The sequence below is a fragment of the Cohnella candidum genome (genome assembly GCF_003713065.1).
In the GTDB taxonomy this organism is placed as follows: domain Bacteria; phylum Bacillota; class Bacilli; order Paenibacillales; family Paenibacillaceae; genus Cohnella; species Cohnella candidum.
This window is the reverse complement of the sequence record NZ_CP033433.1, coordinates 3,992,757-4,012,377: the sequence shown is the minus strand read 5'-3', so window position 1 is coordinate 4,012,377 and position 19,621 is coordinate 3,992,757. Positions and strand designations below refer to the sequence as shown.

At 57.6% G+C, this 19,621-nt stretch carries 19 protein-coding genes; 17 read left to right on the top strand and 2 right to left on the bottom strand.

Going from position 1 to position 19,621, the window contains the following annotated elements; translation table 11 throughout:
- Nucleotides 1–126: 126 nt before the first annotated feature.
- Both EAV92_RS18350 and rlmN read left to right on the top strand, forming a co-directional pair.
- Complete coding sequence (locus EAV92_RS18350) at nt 127–1,578, top strand: amino acid permease (RefSeq protein ID WP_123042436.1); 1,452 nt, start codon at nt 127–129, stop codon at nt 1,576–1,578.
- A gap of 112 nt (nt 1,579–1,690) precedes the next feature.
- Nucleotides 1,691–2,752, top strand: coding sequence for a dual-specificity RNA methyltransferase RlmN (gene rlmN, locus EAV92_RS18345; RefSeq protein ID WP_123042435.1), 1,062 nt, complete (start codon nt 1,691–1,693; stop codon nt 2,750–2,752).
- 4 nt (nt 2,753–2,756) lie between these two features.
- Here rlmN and EAV92_RS18340 read toward each other — a convergent pair whose 3' ends face one another.
- On the bottom strand, nt 2,757–3,497 hold the full coding sequence (locus tag EAV92_RS18340) for an SDR family oxidoreductase (protein ID WP_420888833.1): 741 nt from the start codon (nt 3,495–3,497) through the stop codon (nt 2,757–2,759).
- A 126-nt stretch (nt 3,498–3,623) separates the two neighbouring features.
- On the opposite strand from EAV92_RS18340, the gene EAV92_RS18335 reads away from it, so the two are divergent.
- The 14 genes from EAV92_RS18335 (at nt 3,624) to EAV92_RS18270 (ending at nt 18,246) form a co-directional block, all read left to right on the top strand.
- On the top strand, nt 3,624–3,989 hold the full coding sequence (locus EAV92_RS18335) for a winged helix-turn-helix transcriptional regulator (RefSeq protein ID WP_123042434.1): 366 nt from the start codon (nt 3,624–3,626) through the stop codon (nt 3,987–3,989).
- Nucleotides 3,990–4,103: 114 nt separating this feature from the next.
- Nucleotides 4,104–4,658, top strand: coding sequence for a CBO0543 family protein (locus EAV92_RS18330; RefSeq protein WP_123043802.1), 555 nt, complete (start codon nt 4,104–4,106; stop codon nt 4,656–4,658).
- A gap of 75 nt (nt 4,659–4,733) precedes the next feature.
- Entirely contained in the window at nt 4,734–5,318 is a 585-nt protein-coding gene (locus EAV92_RS18325) for a CBO0543 family protein (RefSeq protein ID WP_123042433.1), read from the top strand.
- Entirely contained in the window at nt 5,315–6,838 is a 1,524-nt protein-coding gene (locus tag EAV92_RS18320) for a spore germination protein (RefSeq protein WP_241158309.1), read from the top strand. Before EAV92_RS18325 ends, EAV92_RS18320 begins: the two co-directional genes overlap by 4 nt.
- Nucleotides 6,839–6,869: 31 nt before the next feature.
- Nucleotides 6,870–8,048, top strand: coding sequence for a Ger(x)C family spore germination protein (locus EAV92_RS18315; RefSeq protein ID WP_164472845.1), 1,179 nt, complete (start codon nt 6,870–6,872; stop codon nt 8,046–8,048).
- A 4-nt stretch (nt 8,049–8,052) separates the two neighbouring features.
- Nucleotides 8,053–9,165 (top strand): GerAB/ArcD/ProY family transporter, encoded by a 1,113-nt coding sequence (locus tag EAV92_RS18310; RefSeq protein WP_123042430.1) that lies wholly within the window; start codon nt 8,053–8,055, stop codon nt 9,163–9,165.
- Entirely contained in the window at nt 9,162–9,362 is a 201-nt protein-coding gene (locus EAV92_RS18305) for a hypothetical protein (RefSeq protein ID WP_123042429.1), read from the top strand. The genes EAV92_RS18310 and EAV92_RS18305 overlap by 4 nt, the downstream gene beginning before the upstream one ends.
- 81 nt (nt 9,363–9,443) lie before the next feature.
- Nucleotides 9,444–9,998 carry a pyridoxamine 5'-phosphate oxidase family protein gene (locus EAV92_RS18300; RefSeq protein WP_123042428.1) on the top strand — a complete coding sequence of 185 codons (555 nt, stop codon included), beginning with the start codon at nt 9,444–9,446 and terminating at the stop codon, nt 9,996–9,998.
- 83 nt (nt 9,999–10,081) lie between these two features.
- Nucleotides 10,082–11,656: a spore germination protein gene (locus EAV92_RS18295; RefSeq protein ID WP_241158308.1), complete on the top strand. Its 1,575-nt coding sequence runs from the start codon at nt 10,082–10,084 to the stop codon at nt 11,654–11,656.
- Nucleotides 11,653–12,852: a Ger(x)C family spore germination protein gene (locus EAV92_RS18290; protein WP_164472844.1), complete on the top strand. Its 1,200-nt coding sequence runs from the start codon at nt 11,653–11,655 to the stop codon at nt 12,850–12,852. Before EAV92_RS18295 ends, EAV92_RS18290 begins: the two co-directional genes overlap by 4 nt.
- A gap of 5 nt (nt 12,853–12,857) precedes the next feature.
- Nucleotides 12,858–13,076 (top strand): hypothetical protein, encoded by a 219-nt coding sequence (locus tag EAV92_RS18285; RefSeq protein ID WP_123042426.1) that lies wholly within the window; start codon nt 12,858–12,860, stop codon nt 13,074–13,076.
- A 21-nt stretch (nt 13,077–13,097) separates the two neighbouring features.
- Nucleotides 13,098–14,225, top strand: a complete 1,128-nt coding sequence (locus EAV92_RS18280; protein ID WP_123042425.1) for a GerAB/ArcD/ProY family transporter — start codon at nt 13,098–13,100, stop codon at nt 14,223–14,225.
- Nucleotides 14,226–14,423: 198 nt separating this feature from the next.
- Nucleotides 14,424–17,132 (top strand): glycoside hydrolase family 10-like protein, encoded by a 2,709-nt coding sequence (locus EAV92_RS18275; protein WP_123042424.1) that lies wholly within the window; start codon nt 14,424–14,426, stop codon nt 17,130–17,132.
- Nucleotides 17,133–17,271: 139 nt separating this feature from the next.
- Nucleotides 17,272–18,246, top strand: coding sequence for a quinone oxidoreductase family protein (locus tag EAV92_RS18270; RefSeq protein ID WP_123042423.1), 975 nt, complete (start codon nt 17,272–17,274; stop codon nt 18,244–18,246).
- A gap of 74 nt (nt 18,247–18,320) precedes the next feature.
- On the opposite strand, the gene EAV92_RS18265 is transcribed toward EAV92_RS18270, so the two are convergent.
- Nucleotides 18,321–19,001 (bottom strand): hemerythrin domain-containing protein, encoded by a 681-nt coding sequence (locus tag EAV92_RS18265; RefSeq protein ID WP_164472843.1) that lies wholly within the window; start codon nt 18,999–19,001, stop codon nt 18,321–18,323.
- Nucleotides 19,002–19,138: 137 nt separating this feature from the next.
- On the opposite strand from EAV92_RS18265, the gene EAV92_RS18260 reads away from it, so the two are divergent.
- Entirely contained in the window at nt 19,139–19,621 is a 483-nt protein-coding gene (locus EAV92_RS18260; protein ID WP_123042421.1) for a hypothetical protein, read from the top strand.

Below are 19,621 nucleotides of genomic sequence, written 5' to 3'. Positions count from 1 at the left end.
TGAACACGTGTTAAGTATAGCACATGGCCGGAATCCCGCCGACATGCATGAAATGGGCATGAACGCTCACAATAGTCCCAGTACTTCCAAGTACGACCTTAGATCGATTCATTCAACGCGGAGGGCATGCCGATGAGCGAGGGCTCGAGCAACCGGAAACAGCTCGTCCGCGGGCTGAAGGCCCGCCACATGACGATGATCGCCATCGGCGGCTCCATCGGAACGGGGCTGTTCGTCGCAAGCGGGGGCGCCATTCACTCGGCGGGACCGGGCGGCGCTCTCTTGGCCTACGGGGCGATCGGGTTCATGGTGTATTTTCTCATGACGAGCTTGGGCGAAATGGCGGCATACATGCCTTTGTCGGGTTCGTTCAGCACGTACGCGACCCGTTTCGTCGATCCCGCGCTCGGGTTCGCGTTGGGATGGAATTACTGGTTCAACTGGGCGATCACGATCGCGGCGGAAATTTCGGCGGCGAACCTCATCATCAAATACTGGCTGCCCGGCTCTTCCGACTGGCTGTGGAGCGCGCTGTTTCTCATCATTATGGCGGGCATCAACTACATGTCCGTCCGGGCATACGGGGAGTCGGAGTTTTGGTTTTCGCTCATCAAGGTCGTAACGGTGATCGTCTTCATCGTGATCGGGCTTCTGATGATCGTCGGCATTCTGAGGGGAGGCGCTAGGGGCTTCTCACTGTTCACGGAAGGCGACTCGCCGTTCGCGGGCGGCTTCCTGGCCGTGTTCGGCGTGTTCATGACCGCGGGCTTCTCGTTCCAGGGAACGGAGCTGATCGGCGTCGCCGCCGTGGAGAGCGAGGATCCGGCGAAAAACGTGCCGAAGGCGATCAAGCAAATCTTCTGGCGCATCCTCATCTTTTACCTGCTGTCCATCCTCGTGATCGGGGCATTGATCTCGTACCGTGACCCGCTGCTGCTGCAATCCGGCGTCGAAAACATCGCGGTCAGCCCTTTCACGATCGTCTTCGAGAAGGCCGGCTTCGCTTTCGCGGCTTCCCTGATGAACGCGATCATCTTGACTTCCGTGTTGTCGGCCGGCACGTCGGGCATGTACGCGTCCACCCGCATGCTGTGGGTTATGGCGAAGGAAGGCAAGGCGCCGTCCTGGTTGTCGCGGCTCAATCGCCGAGGCATTCCGTCCGCGTCCTTGGCTTTAACGGCCGCGGTCGGCTTGCTGGCGTTTCTCGCTTCGCTGTACGGAGCAGGCGTCGTTTACGTGTGGCTGCTGAACGCATCCGGCATGTGCGGGTTCCTCGCTTGGCTTGGCATCGCGATCAGCCACTACCGGTTCCGTCGGGCGTTCGTCGCGCAGGGACACCAGTTGGACGAGCTGCCGTACCGGGCGCGGTGGTTTCCATTCGGGCCGATCGTCGCTTTCGTCATCTGCTTCTTCGTCATGATCGGCCAGGGATACCCGCTGTTCGGCGCGAACGTCGATTGGGCCGGCGTCGCCGCCACGTACGTCGGGCTTCCGCTTTTTCTGCTCATGTATCTGGGCTACAAGCTCAAATACAACACGCGGATGATTCGGCTTCAAGACTGCCGATTCCGCGATTGAACAGGGGTGCCCAAGGCTGGGCACCCCTGTTTTTACATTCACGAGAATTCATCGCCGGCGCGGTAAATGGTATAATCTATAGATCAAGGTTTTTTCGAAGAGAGGATTACGAATGAACAAGCAATCCATATACGGGTTAACGGCGGAGCGGCTGGCCGAATGGCTGGGCGAGCGTGGACATAAGAAGTCCCGTGCGACGCAGGTGTGGGAAGGGTTGTACCGGAAACGCGTGGCGGCCTTTTCCGGCATGTCGGACGTGAACGCCGAGTGTGTTCGGCTGCTGGAGGACCATTTCGCAATTGAAACGTTAACCGAGCACACGAAGCAGGAGTCGGTGGACGGCACGGTGAAATTCCTGTTCCGCCTGCAGGACGGGAACCTGATCGAAACCGTTCTGATGCGGCACAAATTCGGCCTTTCGGTATGCGTCACGACGCAGGTCGGCTGCAATATCGGCTGCAGCTTCTGCGCCAGCGGACTGCTCGCGAAGAGCCGCGACCTGTCGGCCGGGGAAATCGCCGAGCAAATCATGAAGGTCCAGCTCTACCTGGACCGGGCGGGCAAAGGCGAGAAGGTCAGTCACATCGTCGTGATGGGCATCGGCGAACCGTTCGACAACTACGCCAACCTGCAGGATTTCCTCGCGATCGTCAAAGACCCGAAGGGGCTCGCCATCGGACCGCGGCATATCACCGTTTCCACAAGCGGACTGGCGGATAAAATCAAACGATTCGCCGACGAGGATCCGGGCGTGAACCTGGCCGTCTCCCTGCATGCCCCGAACGACGAGCTTCGGACGCGGATCATGAAAATCAACCGGGCAATCCCGATCGCGAAGCTCATGGAAGCGATCGACTATTACCTCGAGCGGACCCGCCGCAGAATCACGTTGGAGTACATTCTGCTGAAGGACGTCAACGACCGCCGCGAGATTGCCCTGGAGCTGGCGGAGCTGATCGGCGACCGCCGTCCGCTCGTGAACGTGAACCTCATTCCGTACAACCCCGTGGATGAGCACAGCCAGTATCAACGGAGCACGCAGGAAGCCATCACCGATTTCTATGACGCCTTGAAGAAACAAGGCGTCAGCGTCAGCGTCCGTTTGGAGCATGGCACGGACATCGACGCTGCCTGCGGCCAGCTCAGAAGCAAGCAGATCAAGGCCACGTCCTAGAACGTCAGACGTAACCGCCGTTCACGCGCAGCGTCTGGCCGGTCATCCACCCGGCTTCTTCTCCCGCGAGGAAAAGCACGGTGCCGACGATATCGTCCGTCTCGCCCAGCCTGCCGAAGGAGTTCATGTTGACGATGGCTTGAACCTGCGCTTCCGATTTCCCTTCCAAAAACAATTCCGTGTTGACCGGTCCCGGAGCGACGGCGTTAATCGTGATGCCCTTCGGTCCGAGCTCCTTGGCGAGCTGCCTCGTGAATTGCTCGACGGCGCCTTTGGTTCCCGCATAAGCGCTGTAGCCCGGGAACATCGATCCCGTCACGGACGTCGAGAAGTTGATGATGCGGCCGTTACGGTTCATGTGGCGGGCCGCCTGCTGGATGGCGAAAAAGGTTCCTTTCACGTTTACGGCGAATATCCGGTCGAAGTCTTCCTCGGTGAATTCGGCGATCGGCTTGGTCATCATGATACCTGCGTTATTCACCAGAATATCGAGGCCGCCGAACGCTTCCGACGTTTCGCGGAACAGCCGCTCCACTTCCGCCGGGCGGCTGATGTCCGCTTGCAGGGCGACGGCTTCGCCTCCGGCGGCTCGGATCTCGGCGGCAGCGTCCTCGGCCAGCCGGCCGTTTTGCGAATAATTGAGGACGACCTTCGCTCCTTCCCGGGCGAAACGCTCCGCGATCGTGCGGCCGATGCCGCGGGAAGCTCCGGTGACGAGGACGACTTTGCCTGCAAATCGTTGAATCATTTTCATACTCCCTTTCCGATTGGATGCGTCCAGCATAATACGGAAGGGGACGACAGAACAGAAGGCACTTTATTTTCGGATAGTTACCTCGAAGTAGGAATTGCGGAAGGGGGCGGCTTGCCGATGTTTTTGGATTCTTTGAGGGCGGATCCGGCTTACAACGAGGAAGACATCGATTGCTACATCCACGTGAACGAGACCATTCAGGCCATCGGCGGGAGATGGAAAATGCTCATCCTCTGGCACCTGCAGGAAGGCGGAAGGCGGTACAACGAGCTTCGCCGGCTGATTCCGGGAGTCTCGCAGAAGATGCTGACGCAGCAACTCAAGGAACTGGAGCAGGACGGACTCGTCGAACGCACCGTGTTTCCGGAAATGCCGCCGAGAGTGGAATACCGAATGACGGATTACGGACGAACGCTGGAGCCGATTTTCGACATCATGTACGAATGGGGCGTCCGGCACCGGGCCCGGAAGCAAGGAGAATGAGAGGAGTTCGAACCGATGGCGGTTCGGACTCCTTTTTCGTTGCCATTAGCCGTCTATCGCCGGTCGGGAAGGGCAACAATAACCCTTATAGTTCATGAAGGGAACCGGATGCGCATGGACAAAGAAAAAGAAATCGCGTTCATCGATGAGAATACGCACCAAATCCATGAATTGATCCGGCAAAAGATCCAATTCTGGGTTCATCACGTGCTTTTCTCCCGGCTGTGGTGGCTCGCGCTCGCTCTCTCGGTCATTCCTTGGGTGATCTGGGTGATGTACAGGAAAAAAGAAAGCACGGACCGTCTGCTCTACAGCGGTATGTTCGTCATGGTGATCTCGCTCGTTCTCGACGTCATGGGCGACCAGTTCGGATTGTGGCATTACCGATTCAATCTCATCCCCGTGCTTCCCACCTATTTTCCATGGGATCTCACGTTGATGCCGATTTTCGTCATGTTCTTGATTCAAGTCCGACCTACGCTCCATCCGATCGTGAAAGGTCTATTGTTTGCCCTGGTCACCTCATACATAGGAGAACCGATATTCGAATGGTTGGAAATCTACACGCGCAACCATTGGCAGCGGTATTATTCGTTGCCGATCCAATTCTTGATTTATGTGATCACCCATTGGCTAAGCAAACGAAAAGACTTCGACCCGATTTCCTAAAACGCGTCGTCGTCGTATTTTCGAAACCCGACTGGAGAAACTAACCATATGTTTGGATCGGAAGGGGCACTTTGCATGACAAGCGAGCAGCAGCAGGCGGTCGAGCGGATCCGTCAGGCGAACCAATCGGTGTCCAACGGCATCACCGATTACTGGAACGATTACTCCAATTATACGAGTCCGTATTTTTGGACTTGTTTGATGCTGCTGCTTGTACCGCTTGCCGTGCTTTTCATTAAGCTCGATAAGTCCCAAGCCTTCCGACTCGGTTTCTTCGGATTGTGCGTTCACATGGTATTCAGTTATACCGACCATTTGGGCGTGATGCGGGGATGGTGGGAGTACCCCTACAAGGTGCTCCCGTTTATCCCGGTTAATATTGCCCTGGATGCGGCCCTTGTTCCCGTATGCTTCATGCTGGTCTACCAGTGGGCGATGAAACGCGGCGTCAATGTTTATCTAAGCTTGATCGTGCTATGCGCGATATTCGCTTTCGTCGTTAAACCGTTGTTATCGCTCATCGATATGTTCTACCTGTTCGAATGGATGAATTTCGTTTATCTGTTCGGATTCTACGTGGTCATCGCGGTGATTTCCGTCACCCTCACGAACTTGTTCGCGTACTTGCAAAGGACGTCGACGCCGGGAGGAGCGTGGTGAAGACGCCAGGCCCGGCAAGCGTCGCCAGCGGGAAATTTGCGCAGGATCTGGCGCTTCTGCAGCAAGAATTCGAGCGTTGCTCCGACGTCGTCTACCGCACGTTCGCTTTGTCTTCAGGACAAAGCGGGGCCATCGTTTTCATCGAAGGCATGGTCGACGAGAAGCGGTTGGAAGCCAAGGTGCTTGAGCCGCTGATGGGCGGCTCGGCGCGGATCTTCGCGGAAGCCGCCGGAGCTCCCCCGAACGTGTCGGTGTGGATTCATGCCGATCACGTGAAGAACGAGACGGACATCAAGGCCGCCGCCGAATCGGTATGCAAGGGGGAAGCGGCGGTGCTGGTAGACGGCGTGCCGTCCATCCTGCTCGTCAGCATGCAGAAGCTGGACAAGCGTGCCGTGGAAGAGCCCGCCACCGAACCGATCATCCGGGGGCCGAGGGACGGGTTCACCGAAAACCTGGGCGTGAACATCACGCTCGTCCGAAGAAGGTTCGGCACGACCGATCTGAAGGTCGAAACGATGAAGATGGGGCGCTTATCCCAATGCTCCCTCGCCATCGTCTATTTGGATTCCGTCGTCTTGCCGGAGGTGCTGAAGGAAGTCCGGAATCGGCTCGGCCGCATCGAAATCGACGCGGTCTTGGAAAGCGGCTATATCGAGGAGCTCATTTGCGACAATCCGCTCAGCATTTTCCCGCAGCTGCTCAACACCGAACGGCCCGACAGGGTCGCCGGAAGCATCCTCGAAGGACGGGTGGCGATCCTCGTGGACAATACGCCGTTCGCGCTGATCGCTCCGGGAACGTTCATCGATACGCTTCAAGCGACCGAGGATTACTACCAGAACTATATCGTCGCGTCGGCAACCCGGCTGCTCCGGTTTTGGCTTTCTTTCAGCGCGCTCGTCTTCCCGTCGATTTATATCGCCGTCACAACGTTCCATCAGGAAATGATTCCGACGAGCCTCCTGCTCAGCATCGCTTCTTCGCGGGAGGCCGTGCCATTCCCCGGCATCGTGGAAGCCCTGCTGATGGAGGCGGCCTTCGAGGGATTGCGGGAGGCCGGGATCCGGCTGCCGCGGCCGGTCGGTCAAGCGGTCAGCATCGTCGGAGCGCTGGTCATCGGACAGGCCGCCGTCCAAGCAGGCGTCGTCTCCGCCATGCTGGTCATCGTCGTCTCCTTCACGGGCATCGCTTCTTTCATTTTTCCGGCGTATGCCCAGGGTCTCGCGATCCGTTTCCTTCGATTCCCGATGATGCTTCTTGCGGCTACATTCGGATTGTACGGACTCGTGCTCGGATTGCTCGCGGTACTTATCCATCTGGCCAAGCTGCGCTCCTTCGGGGTTCCTTATTTAGCGCCCTTTGCCCCGACGAATGCGAGCGGATTGAAGGACACGGCGGTGAGGGCCCCATGGTGGTCGATGGTCCTGCGGCCTTTGCAGACGGGCAAAGTGAACCGCCGGAGAATGAAGCCGGGCATGCGGCCCGGCCCAAGCAAGGGAGGAAACGCGGGAGGGTGACGCAAGCGAAAGGCGGAAAAGGAGTATGGGCATGCGGAAATTTTTCCTCCTCTTGAACCTTCTCTTGGCCGCTGTCTGTCTGAACGGCTGCTGGAGCAGGGTAGAAGTGAACGATATCGCGATCGTCACGGCTACGGGCCTGGACGTGGCGGAGAACGGGAAAATCCGGTTGTCTCTGATGCTCGCCATTCCCCGGCTCATCGGTTCCGGATCGGCCCAGAGCGGCTCGGAGAGCAAAATCGAAACGTCCGCCGCATGGGTCGTCTCCGAGGAAGGCGACACGATCATGGACACTTACCGCAGCCTGCAGGAGAAACTGCCGCGCAAAATATTTTTCGCCCACAGCCGGCTGCTCGTGATCGGCCAAGCGCTGGCTGTCCGGGGGATCGAACCTTACTTGGACTTTTTCGAGCGGTATCGGCAATCCCAGCTTAAAAGCTTCCTGGTCGTCTCGAAAACGACGGCTTCGGACGTCCTCAACTTCAAATCGAAATTCGAGAAGCTTCCGTCCGAAGTGCTGAAAGAAGAGATGAAGCAGGAGCTCATTCCGAAAGTCCGGCTGATCGACTTCGTGAACATGCTGACTTCGGAAGGGGAAGAACCCTTTACCCCCATCGTGGAGATCGTCCCTTCGGAGACGGGGAAAAGCGGTATGAATAACCTGTCCGTGACAGGGCTCGCCGTATTCCGCAGAAGCAGTATGGTCGGGCAATTGGACAGCAAACAAGGCAGAGGCGCCATGTGGGTCAGGAATCGGGTAAAGGAAGGCGTCATTACGATCGAAGTGCCGAAATCCGCGGGAGCCGGCAAGATCAGCGCGGAGCTGGAGGACGTGAAAGTGAAACGCCGCCTGTCCGTGCGCGATGACCGCTTATTCGTCCGGCTGGTGATCAACATCGACGAGAACATCTACGAGAATACCTCTTCGATCGATTTGAACAAATCCCGCAACGTGAATTACGTCCAGGGCTTGATGAAGGAAGACATCGAAGAACGGATCCAGGAAGCCAGCCGGAAAGTACAGCAGGAGTACAAAAGCGATATTTTCGGATTCGGGCAGTCGCTGTACCGGCAGGACCCGAAGAAGTGGAAGCGGGAGTTCCGCTCCCGCTGGCCCGATATGTTCCCGAAAACGGTGATCTCGGTCGAGATTCACGTGAACGTGCTCCGTACCGGCTTGACCAACCGGGTGATTCGCGTCGAGGAGTGATCGGATGGTCCGGATTTCCCCCTATCAGCTGTTTTCGCTCATGGTGTTGTTCCAGCTCGGAACCACCGTCATTTTCGGATTCGCGTCCGGCGCCGGAAGGGATGCTTGGATTTCCGTGCTGGTTTCCACTCTGCTGGGTCTCGCGATCATGACCGTTTATTTGGCGATTCATAGATTAAACGGGGGCCTGGGGCTGGCGGAGTGGTATCCGTCCTTGTTCGGCAAATGGCTGGGAACCTTCGTGGCTTGGCTGTATCCGATCCTGTTCATTTACGACGCGGGGAGGATCGTCGGCGATATTCGTTTCCTGTTTCCGATCAGCATCTTGCCGGGGACTCCGGATTGGGCCATCGCGGTCACTTTCATGATGATCGTGGTGTACGTGCTGACCGGCGGGATCGAGGTACTGGCACGGGTCTGCAGCATTTTGTTTCCCATCATGCTTCTATTCGTGACATTGGAAGCTTTGATGCTCGGCGCTTCGGGAAGTTTGAACCTGCATCTGTTGAAACCCTTCATGGCGGAGGGATGGGGGCCGGTGATGGGGGCCGTGTGGCCGCTCGGGATTACGCAAACCTTCGGGGAGAGCATCTCGTTCGCGTTAATTTGGTCCTACGTCAAAGGCAATGGCAAAGGCACGGGGTGCAGCCGCGTGGTTCTCGCAGCGACGCTGTGTTCCGGGATTCTCATTTCCTTCGTGGACGTCCTCGCCATCTCCGGTCTGGGAGAATGGACGTTCAAGCAAATGATGTATCCGTCGTTCGCGCTGCTGAAGCTGCCCAGCGTGGCCGACTTCCTGGAGAATCTCGATGCGCTGGGCGTCATTTACATGATGGTGAACGCGTTCGTGAAGCTTTCCTTCCATCTGTTCTCCGCCGTCATTTTGATCCGGCAGCTCACCGGCGCGAAAAGCGAGAAGAAGATCGCCTATCCGGTCGCGATCGCCGCCCTGTTCATGGGCATGACGATGGTCAGAGGGTTCAGCGCGCATCTCGAAGTCGCCGAGAAGCCGCTTCCCTATCAGTTTTGGGTCCCTCTGTTTCTCGTGTTGCCGGCAATTGCGCTGGCGGTTACGGGATTCAAGAAGATGGTCAAAGGCAAGGGGGCAAGCTCATGATCCGATATTGGTTTCCTTGGGAGTCCCGCAACATGCTGAGCGCGCCATGGAAAATGCAGCTCACGATGGCCGGGCTGGCGCTAGCCTTGTCGGTTTACACTTGGATTCGGGGCGCCCGCAAGAAGGGCAATCAGAATCAGCAGGCCGATGCCCAATCCGGCAACGAAGCAGGCCAGGGCGGACAAGGACAGAGCTAATATTGGAAAAAAATCCTAGACCCTCATCGGGTTCCGTGCCATACTCAAGGGCAAGGAGACGAGAAAAGGGGAGAGATCGCCATGGGGAAACAGTTCGAATCGATGCTTCCGGAGCACGAGGAGTTCATTCGGCGGCAGCACGTCTTTTTCGTCGCGTCCGCGCCGTTATCGGGGCGGGGCCACGTCAATCTATCGCCCAAGGGGCATGATTCGCTGCGGATTCTGAACGAGAACCGCGTGGCCTACCTCGACATGACGGGCAGCGGCAACGAGACGAGCGCGCACGTCCGGGAGAACGGCCGGGTGACGATCATGTTCTGCGCTTTCGAAGGAGCGCCGCGGATTCTACGGCTTTACGGCAAGGGAACCGTCGTGCTGCCGGGTACGGAAGAGTGGGAGGCGCTTTATCCGTTGTTTACGCCCTTGCTGGGCGCAAGGCAGATGATCGTCGTGGACGTACGCATGGTGCAGGCTTCCTGCGGGTACGCGGTGCCTTTCATGGATTTCGCGGGCGAGCGGGATACGCTGGAGCGCTGGACCCGCCAGAAAGGCGAGGAAGGGCTGCGCGAATACCGGAAGGAGAAAAACTCGTTCAGCCTCGACGGCCTGCCGACGCCGCTTGGAGAGGCATTGTAGAAACCGCGGATTGCGGTTTTTTTTCTTTTATTTGGCAATCCTAATTTTGCTAATTCGGCGAACGGTGAGCAGGGGAGACGGACATGAACTTTCTACTCCATTTGGTCAAAAAAGTCGTATCGGGAATGAAGTCACCTCCCCAGTCTCAGCCGAGCGCTCAATCATCCGTATCGGGCGTACGGTCGGACTTGTCCGGCAATTTGGATTGGATCAAGCAGCAGCTCGGGCACAGCACGGACTTGGTCATCCGGCAGTTTGTCTTGGGAGAAGGCAGACAGCGGCGTTCCGCCATCGTTTACGTGGAAGGTCTTGCGGATACGACAACCGTGCTGGAGCCTCTGAGCTTGCTGCTTCACGAACGAGCCCGTGAAGGGATCGAATGGTCGGAGACGAGTGCGGAACAATGGATGGACCGGCTGGTCGTTCCTTCGGGAAGCGTCAAACGGGAGGCGGTTCTTCAGAAGCTTCTGCTTGCGATCCTGTCCGGGGATATCGCCGTGCTATGGGACGGAGAGCAAGACGCATTAATCGTGGGTGCGCGGAAGTGGAAGGAGCGATCGATCCAGGAGCCTGAAGCCGAGCCTTCCGTGCGCGGGCCGCGCGAGGGATTCACGGAAACGCTTCGTACCAATACGGCCTTGCTTCGGCGTAAAATCAGAGACCCCCGATTGTGGATGGAAACGATGCAGATTGGAAGAGTCACCCATACCGACATCTCCATCATGTACGTCAAGGGGCTCGCGAGCGATGAGGTGTTGGCGGAGGTACGGAGAAGGCTGAATGCCGTGGACGTGGACAGCATTCTCGAGAGCGGTTATATCCAGGAATACATCCAGGATCAGACGCTGACTCCGTTTCCGCTCGTCTACTCCTCGGAAAGACCGGATGTCATCGCGTCGGAGGTTCTGGAAGGCCGAGTGGCCATCTTGGTCGACGGCACTCCGTTCGTCTTGGTGGTGCCGGCTTTGTTCACGCAGTTCCTGCAGGCGGCCGAGGACTACTATCAGCGATGGGATTTCGCGACGCTTATCCGGATTATCCGATACATAAGCCTGTTTATCTCCCTGATGGCTCCCGCTTTGTATATCGCCATCGTGACTTTTCATCAGGAGATCATTCCGCCGTCGCTGCTGATGAGTTTGATCTCGGCGAGGGAAGGGGTGCCGTTCCCGGCGTTCGTGGAGGCCATGATCATGGAAATTACGTTCGAAATTTTGCGGGAAGCCGGACTTCGGATGCCGAAGAACATCGGACAAGCGGTCTCCATCGTCGGGACGCTGGTGATCGGGCAAGCCGCCGTGGACGCCGGACTTGTCTCTCCGGCGATGGTCATCGTGGTGGCGTTAACCGCGATTTCCAACTTCGTCATTCCCGCATACGCGATGGCCATATCGTTTCGGATTCTCCGATTCGGGATGATGATGCTCGCCGGTTCATTGGGCATTTTCGGCATCGTGCTCGGTTTGATGGTGATGGTCTTTCACTTATGCAGCCTGCGGTCCTTCGGGGTTCCGTATTTATCTTCCTTCGCTCCGTTCCATTGGTCCGACCAGAAGGATACGATCCTCAGATTGCCCAGATGGTTGATGATCACGAGGCCGCACGCCTTGAAAAACCGCAACTTTTTCCGGACGAACGGAAGGAAGCCCGGCCCATGATCCGGCGGATCGGGAAAACGGCCGTTATCGTCCTCGCGGTCCTATGCTTGAGCGGCTGCTGGAGCCGCCGGGAGTTGAACGAGCTTTCCATCGCGGTTGCCTTGGGGCTGGATGCGGCCCCGAACCAGAAAGTGCTGGTGTCCGTCCAAATCGTGAATCCTGCCGCGATCGGACAAAAGAAAGCGGGGCCGGAAGGTTCTCCCGTCTATGTGTTCCGATCCGAAGCGTCTTCCGTTTACGAAGCGCTCCGGGAAATGACCACCGTCATGAACCGGAAAGTATACTTGTCCCATTTGCGTCTCGTCGTCTTCGGCGAGGAGTTGGCCAAACGGGGAATCAGCGATCAAGTCGATTTTCTGTCCCGTTACCACGAATTGAGGACGGATTTTTTCCTTATCGTCGCTAAGCAAGCCCGGGCGCAGGACGTCCTCTCCGTTTTAACGCCGGAAGAGAGCATTCCCGCCAACGAACTTTACTCGTCGCTCGACGTAGCGGAGCAGAACTGGGCCGTCACGAGCAAAATGACGCTGGACAAGGTCATCGACGATCTCACGACGCCGGGAATTTCCCCTGCGTTGACCGGCCTCAAGATCGAAGGGCCCGTGAAGGCCGGAGCCGGGCTGGGAAACATCCGAACGACGGAATCGCCGACATTGCTCATCTATGACGGAATTGCCGTGTTCCGCCAAGATCGGCTGATCGGCTGGCTGAACACCCGGGAAAGCAAAGGTTACCATTATATTTCCGACAAAGTGAAACGCACCGTCATCGAAGACGAATGCCCAAACGGACGGTTCGAGGTCGAATTGATTCGTTCCAAGACCAAACTGGTTGGAAAGGTCCGAAACGGCAATCCCGAGATCGGCATCCAGGTTCATGCCGAAGGGAACGTGGCCGACCTCAGTTGTCACGAAAAAATGATGAAACCGGGTACGGTCCAGGACATCGAACGGTTAACCGAGGAGAACATCAAGGAGAAAATAAAGGAAGCCATTAACGCGGCGCAAAGCCGCTACCATGCGGACATCTTCGGATTCGGCGAAGCCATACGCCGCGCCGATCCGAAACGATGGCACAAGCTTAAGCCGGACTGGGATGCCCGTTTCAGCAAGATTGACGTGCAAATTAACGTGGACGTAAAGATCCGGCGGATCGGTACGATTACCGATTCGATCCAATCCCGGATAAGGAAGTGAGACAAGTGGGAACCGTCATCGGCGCCGTGATCGTGGACATGCTTGTACTGGCGGTCGGATTGCCTCCGCTCAAGCGGACCAAGCAGTATAAAGAAATGTGCGCCTATGCGATATTGGCGACCTTTGCCGTCACCGTATACGCCCTTCAGAGGCTGCACTTCGCCTTGCCGAATCCGTTCGGATGGATTACCGCGTTTTTCCGGTCGTTCGGGCTGCCGGTATGACTGCTTGGGAGGGAGCTTGCCGTGGATAAAGAAAACAGGGAGATCGGCGTACATCAATTTACGCTCATGGTCATTTTTTTCGGCATGGGGTCCTCCATCTTGATTGCGCCGGCAAGTTTAGCCATCATCGCCAAACAAGACGCCTGGATATCCTCGATCATCGGAACCTTGATGGACCTCATCCCGGTCGTTGTCTACGCAGGGCTGATTCGGCTGTACCCCCGCAAATCGATTTTGGAGATGAATGAATTGGCCTTCGGGAAATGGCTCGGCATCGCCGTTTCCCTGCTATACGTATTTTTTTTCTTCGTGCTTAGTTATGCGCTTCTTGGTGACGTAGGCTATTTTTTGACGACCCAGGTCATGCCGGAGACGCCGATCGTCTTCATCATGAGCTGCATGATGCTCGTAGCGCTAATGGCCGTGCGGCTGGGGCCGGACGTCATCGCGAGGGGAAGCGAAGTGTTTTTTCCTTGGGTCATGCTGCTGTTTTTCCTTCTGGTGATCATGCTCTTGCCGAAGACGGAAGTCCATAAAATGCAGCCGATTATGGAGTTTGGGGCGGTTCCCGCATTACGCGCGGCTTTTCCGTATGGCTCCCTGCAAGAATACGTCGTCCTCATGATGCTCCTGCCTTATGTCAAATCCTCGCCTAAAATCCATTCTTCCTTCTTCGCCGGCGTCATAGCGGCGGGTGCGGTCGTATTCGTGATTATGCTGCTCTGCATCGTGGTGCTGGGACCGGGCCTCACTTCGGTCAATCTGTACCCGACCTTAACGCTGGCCAAGAAAATCAGCATCGGAAAGTTTCTGGAACGCGTTGAAGTGATCATCGGGGGAATGTGGCTGATCACGATCACGTTCAAGCTGATCATGACGTTCTTCGCCACCGCCGCCGGATTGACCCAGATTTTCAGGTTCAACAATTACGCTTTTCTTACGGTGCCGCTGGCTATGCTCGTGGTCGTTTTCGTGATGCCGACCTATACGAACATCGTCGTCGTCGTGGATTTCGTCGATCGCGTGTGGCCCTACTTTTCATGGTTGTTCATGCTGGTTCTGCCGACGGCCGCCTGGGTCGCGCTCTGGGTGAGGAGGTTAGCCGCCAAAGGAGTCGATGACGACTCGCCGCAGGTCGAGAGCGGTTAGGCGCAAGGCATCCAAATTAGGCGAGTAAGCGGCATACCTGAGACCTTCAGCCTAAAACGGAGGTCTTCTCCGACTTGGAGAAGGCCTCTTTCGTGTCGAATTTTACCGGAAAAATAATCCTCCAATATTATATATAAAAGTGGAATATTTATTTATATTGGAGGAAGCTTGCATTCTCAATCCTTGAGGAGGTTTCGCATGTTTCGCAAAACCAGAATGCTCACCCTGCTCGCCGGTATCGCTCTTGTCTTCACGGGGGCCTTCGGCCAAGCGGGGACCGCCGCCGCGGCGTCCGCGGAAGGCGCTCCGCAAATCGTCCTTGAGGACGGGCGGGTGCTGCCCGTAGACGCGGTAGACCAACCGCGCGGCTCGGATCAACTTGCCGTCTTTACCCGCCACTTCGGGGAAAAGACGCCCGCGTTCGGAGCCGGCGTCGACGAGTACATCGTCGCGGACGGCGTAGTCGTCAGCCATAACGCGAACGGCGCCGCCGGTACGTTCGTCCCGACGACGGGCTATGTCCTGTCGGCTTCGGGAACGGCCTCGGAAATGCTGGGCCAGCTGGCAATCGGCACGACACTCAACGCTCAGAACATCGACATCCCCGTCCTCCCGCAAAAGTATTTTTCCGTCCAAGGGGAAATCGTCGGTCTCGACCGGGTGAACGGCCCGCGCGGCGCTGCCGAAGTGGTGCTCTACGAGCCTTCTTTCGGTCCTTCCACCGGGACGAATCCCTGGGGCATGGAAATCGCCGTTTCGTCCGGCAAAGTCACCCGCGTCGTCGGCATCGAGGCGGATCCGGCGACCGGCGCGTTCCGAGATAACAACCTGCCGATTCCCGCGGACGGGTACGTGATTTCGATCCAGTCTGCCAGCCCCTTCTATGACAAGCTGATCGGCAAAGTAGCCGTCGGAGATTCCGCCGATCTGGTGACGAACAGCCTGATCTACACCGCCGGCAAATTGGCCTATGATGCTTATAATCCGAGATCGCTGGCCGATAACCCGGCCGCTTGGGACGACACAACGGGTGAACCGTTTCCCGGCTACCGCGGCGCGGACCAACTGATTATCTACGACAGCACCTACGGCACGCATACAGGCACGAATCCGTGGGGCTTCGAGGCCGTGGTGAACGCCCAAGGCTTCGTCATCGCAAGCGGAGGCAACGACAGCACGATTCCGGAAGGCGGCTACGTCTTGTCCGGCCACGGCGTCAAAAACCTGTGGCTCACGAATCACGCGCTCGTCGGCGCCAAAGTTCGAATCGACTCGGCGAACAAGCAAGTGCTCGTTATTTTCACGCCGGAATCGTATCTGGACAGAGCGGACATCAGCATCGACAACGCGGAGAAAGACCTGCAGGCATCCAAAGCGAAGTTCCTCGACGTTCCCTATGCCGGAATCGAACAGGAGATCGCGGCGGCTCGTACGCTGTACGGCCAAGCGAAGACGGCCATCGAGAACGGGAATACCGACGGTTTGTTCGATCTGCTGAACGCGCTGGACCGGAAGCTGACCGATGCCCATTTCATGAACTACGAGTCCCGCAAAGTCGATGAACGCGGACTGTGGGTGCGACCGAAAGAAACGAATCTCCAGCAGGTTCGAGAGCATCTTCAGAAAATGAAGAACGCGCACATCAATGAGGTTTACCTGGAAACCTGGTGGGACGGGTATACGATTTACCCGACGCAGATCGCCGATACGACCCAGAATCCGATCTATCAAGGCTTCGACGTGCTGCAAGCTTATCTGGACGAAGGAAAGAAGCTCGGCATCAACATCCACGCTTGGGTGGAAAACTTCTTCGCCGGAGGACCGGTCGTGACCAACCATCCGGATTGGCTGATGATCAGCCGCAAAGGAGACAACTACGAGCCGGGCACGTACGGCGCCAAATGGTACTGGCTCAACCCGGCCCTGCCGCAGGCAAGAGACTTCGTTTCCTCGGTGTACAAAGAACTGTTGACGAAATACGACGTGGCTTCCCTGCACCTCGACTATACGCGTTATCCGGGATCCGGCGATTACACGAATGATTTCGGATACGACGAATACACCCGGAACCTGTTCAAGCAGCAGGCCGGCGTGGATCCGATCGACCTTCACCCGGGCGACGCTCATTGGGAGGAGTGGCTGCAGTTCCGCGCGGACATCATCAACACCTGGGTGGACCGCGTCGTGAAGGAAGCGCACGAAACGCGTCCCGGCGTTCTAATCACGGCGGCGGTATGGCCGAACTACGAGGAAGCGCCGCAATCGCACGCACAGGAGACGGCGCACTGGGCTGCCAAAAACGAGATGGATCACATCTTGCACATGTCCTACGTCCCGGACGCCACGATCATCGAGCGGGACTTGAAAGCATCCCTGGACATCTCGGACGGCAAATCGTTCATCTCTTCCGGCATCGGCACCTTCATCGATCTCACGAAGACGGAGCTGGTCCGCCAGATCAACGCCGCCGTCATGGCCGGCGCGGACGGCACGGCGCTGTTCGAGTTCGAGTCCCTGTTCGACAACGGTTATGACCGGGAGCTCACGCTCGGCGTATATCGGAACGAGGCTGTCGCTCCGGATTACCGGAAAACGAAGCCGGTTTCCGTCCTGCTCGGCGACATGGTCCGTAAAATCGACGAGATCTACGTGCCGTTCCAAGGAATGTCGGCGCAAGACGCGGCATTTCTGAAACGGGAATTGCAATCGGCGATCAAGAAGCTGGATAAGGACGCGATGATGGATAACGGGACGGCCCATTCCGTGCGCGACCGCCTGCAGGGCTTGCAAGCGTCCATCGCCGGGTCCCAGGGCATCCAGGCGGAAGCGAAAAACCGGTTGAACTTCGATCTGAATTTCGCGCTCCGGATGGTCAACCTCTATCTCGTGAAAACCGGCAAAGCATAAAGCATGAACGAACCCCATGGCGCCGGCCATGGGGTTTTCTTCGGCACGCCAGCAACGCCTCTGCTTGCCGATTCCATGCGGTTCGGTTATGGTTCAAAATAGAAACTACAGGAATGACGTACGGAAACGGAGGATCGGAATGAAAGCGTTGGTATTCGATCGATTCGGAGGCCCCGAGGTGCTCCGGTATGGGGAGGTTCCGGACCCAACCGCCGTGCCGGGAACCCTTCTGGTCCGGATGAAAGCCGTCGGGCTGAACTTTGCCGATATTTACCGCAGGCGGGGCGATTACCATCTGGAGGGTCAGCCGCCATATATTCTAGGCTATGAAGGGGCGGGAATCGTGGAGGCCGTGATTGGCGAGGGCGAAGGCGGCTCACTGCGGGTCGGAGACCGAATTGCATTTGCCGACGTGCCTTACGCGAATGCGGAGCGGGTATCCGTGCCGATCGATCGCGCGATTCCGCTTCCCGAAGATATTTCCTTCGAGCTCGCCGCCGGCATTTTGCTCCAGGGCATGACCGCGCATTACCTGGTCCATGACAGCTACCCTCTCCGTGCAGGCGAAGACGTACTCGTTCACGCGGCTGCCGGCGGGGTCGGTCAACTGCTGGTCCAGCTGTGCAAGGCGAAGGGAGCCCGCGTCATCGGTTTGACGTCGTCCGAAACGAAACGGAAAGCCGCCTTGGCGGCAGGCGCGGATGAAGTTCTGTTATACGACGGCGATTGGGTGAACGGTGTACGGGCTTGGTCGCGGGAAGGGAGCGGGGTAGATGTTGCGTATGATTCCGTAGGTTCGACGCTCATGGACAGCTTTGCGGCGACGAGGACATTAGGAGCAATCGTGTTCTACGGAATGGCGGGAGGAAACCCGCCGCTCGTCGATCCGCGGATGCTGATGGATACGTCCAAAACGTTGACCGGCGGCGACCTGTGGAACCACGTGACGACAAGGGACAACCGGATCGCGAGGGCAACGGCTTTGTTCGATGCAGTCAATGCCGGAACGCTCCTGATGGAGAAGCCGCGAACTTTTTCGCTCGCGGACGGGGCGGAGGCGCATCGCCTGCTGGAAAGCAGAAAGCATGCGGGCAAGGTCGTCCTGATCCCATAAAGTTTGCAAGCTCTCGTAAGCAAATTCCAAGTATAAACGACCGAAGAGCCTGGGGGGATGCCCAGGCTCTTCTCTTATCCGGCAACGGCAGCCAAGCGGGTTTGCAGTTCCTTCCATTCTTCGGGGGCGAGCAGCTCCTGGAACGTGCCGCTGACGCTTTCGAATACGGGCGCGGGCGCCGACTTCTTCAGCGTCGCCAGCATCAGCGTCCTTTCCTCGATGTTTAAAGCCGGAATCATGTAACGCTGGAACAAGTCCTGGATATGAGGAGGCACGGAGTTACGAAGGCGGACCGCCGTCTCGATCAGCACTTCGTCTTCGAACGCCTTCCACAGCTCGGGCATCGCTACGCACTCTTCGTGATACAAGTGCAGGAAATAATCGCCGGTAAAGCGGCCGAGCTCGTCGACGAAGGTCAGCCAGGTCCGGCGAGTCTCCTCCGTGAAACCGGGCGAAGCCGCGATGGCGGCGGCCAAGCGTTCCAGTTCTGCGAGGAGTTTATCCGAGCGTTGATGTTGAAACTCCAGTTCGGAGCCGACGGCCGGCGCGCATTCGTCGATCAGCGGCTGGATGTGCGTATCTTCGTCCAGCGCGTGGCGGTGCAGCATGGCTGCCGCCTGGCGGAACCTGGCGAGGAACTCCTCTCTCTGCGCGGCATCCGCGGGGTCCAGCCGGCCGGCCGACCAGACGAGCTGCTGAAGCGCATGGCGCAAGCCTTTGTGGATCAAAGTGAACATGTTGAAACGCGGTTTCATGAACGAACCTCCTTGAGGATGTAGGATCATCCCTATTGTAGGAGGCGTCCTTCGTTCGCGGTATCGGTAGGATTACGTATCCTGTCATTTACAGGCGGAATGCTTTTTCCTACACTGAGGGAAAGGGGAGATGCCGGATGCCGGGCTTAACGGAGCTCAGTCGATTCCTGGAACGGGACGTTCCGAAATTCATCCACCTGGCGGCAGGCCGCGGGGGCAGAGCTCCCTTCAGTTGCCGGGCATACGCATGCCGGCCGGAAGCGGGACAAGGCAGAGAGCATTATTGGATCTACGTCCGGGAGAGCCAATGGGCCCGCGTGCAAGAGCACGTGAAGGAAGAGGCTCAAATGGCGGTCCTGCTGACTTCCGGCGTCGACAATGAATCTTACCAGATCAAAGGGACTTATGCCGGCGTTCGGGCCTTGAATCCGGAAGACCAAGCTTGCCTGAAACGGGAACAGCACCGGATTCGAGCCGCGCTGCCGGACATGTTCGCTCCCCCGATCGGGGTGGAAGCGTCGGAATGCCTGGCGGTCGGACTGGCCTTCGAATCGTTGTACGTCCAAACGCCGGGGCCGCAAGCCGGCGCCGCCATCGCCGAAAGGAGCCGGTCCTCCTGA

Excerpts from the sequence above, each read along its gene's own strand:
- EAV92_RS18260 (WP_123042421.1), top strand. The coding sequence starts at position 19,139 with ATGCCGGGCTTAACGGAGCTCAGTCGATTCCTGGAACGGGACGTTCCG.
- EAV92_RS18330 (WP_123043802.1), top strand. The coding sequence starts at position 4,104 with ATGGACAAAGAAAAAGAAATCGCGTTCATCGATGAGAATACGCACCAA.
- EAV92_RS18310 (WP_123042430.1), top strand. The coding sequence starts at position 8,053 with ATGGTCCGGATTTCCCCCTATCAGCTGTTTTCGCTCATGGTGTTGTTC.
- EAV92_RS18290 (WP_164472844.1), top strand. The coding sequence starts at position 11,653 with ATGATCCGGCGGATCGGGAAAACGGCCGTTATCGTCCTCGCGGTCCTA.
- EAV92_RS18295 (WP_241158308.1), top strand. The coding sequence starts at position 10,082 with ATGAACTTTCTACTCCATTTGGTCAAAAAAGTCGTATCGGGAATGAAG.
- EAV92_RS18305 (WP_123042429.1), top strand. The coding sequence starts at position 9,162 with ATGATCCGATATTGGTTTCCTTGGGAGTCCCGCAACATGCTGAGCGCG.
- EAV92_RS18315 (WP_164472845.1), top strand. The coding sequence starts at position 6,870 with ATGCGGAAATTTTTCCTCCTCTTGAACCTTCTCTTGGCCGCTGTCTGT.
- EAV92_RS18270 (WP_123042423.1), top strand. The coding sequence starts at position 17,272 with ATGAAAGCGTTGGTATTCGATCGATTCGGAGGCCCCGAGGTGCTCCGG.
- EAV92_RS18265 (WP_164472843.1), bottom strand. The coding sequence starts at position 19,001 with ATGAAACCGCGTTTCAACATGTTCACTTTGATCCACAAAGGCTTGCGC.
- EAV92_RS18300 (WP_123042428.1), top strand. The coding sequence starts at position 9,444 with ATGGGGAAACAGTTCGAATCGATGCTTCCGGAGCACGAGGAGTTCATT.
- EAV92_RS18275 (WP_123042424.1), top strand. The coding sequence starts at position 14,424 with ATGTTTCGCAAAACCAGAATGCTCACCCTGCTCGCCGGTATCGCTCTT.
- rlmN (WP_123042435.1), top strand. The coding sequence starts at position 1,691 with ATGAACAAGCAATCCATATACGGGTTAACGGCGGAGCGGCTGGCCGAA.
- EAV92_RS18335 (WP_123042434.1), top strand. The coding sequence starts at position 3,624 with ATGTTTTTGGATTCTTTGAGGGCGGATCCGGCTTACAACGAGGAAGAC.
- EAV92_RS18325 (WP_123042433.1), top strand. The coding sequence starts at position 4,734 with ATGACAAGCGAGCAGCAGCAGGCGGTCGAGCGGATCCGTCAGGCGAAC.
- EAV92_RS18350 (WP_123042436.1), top strand. The coding sequence starts at position 127 with ATGCCGATGAGCGAGGGCTCGAGCAACCGGAAACAGCTCGTCCGCGGG.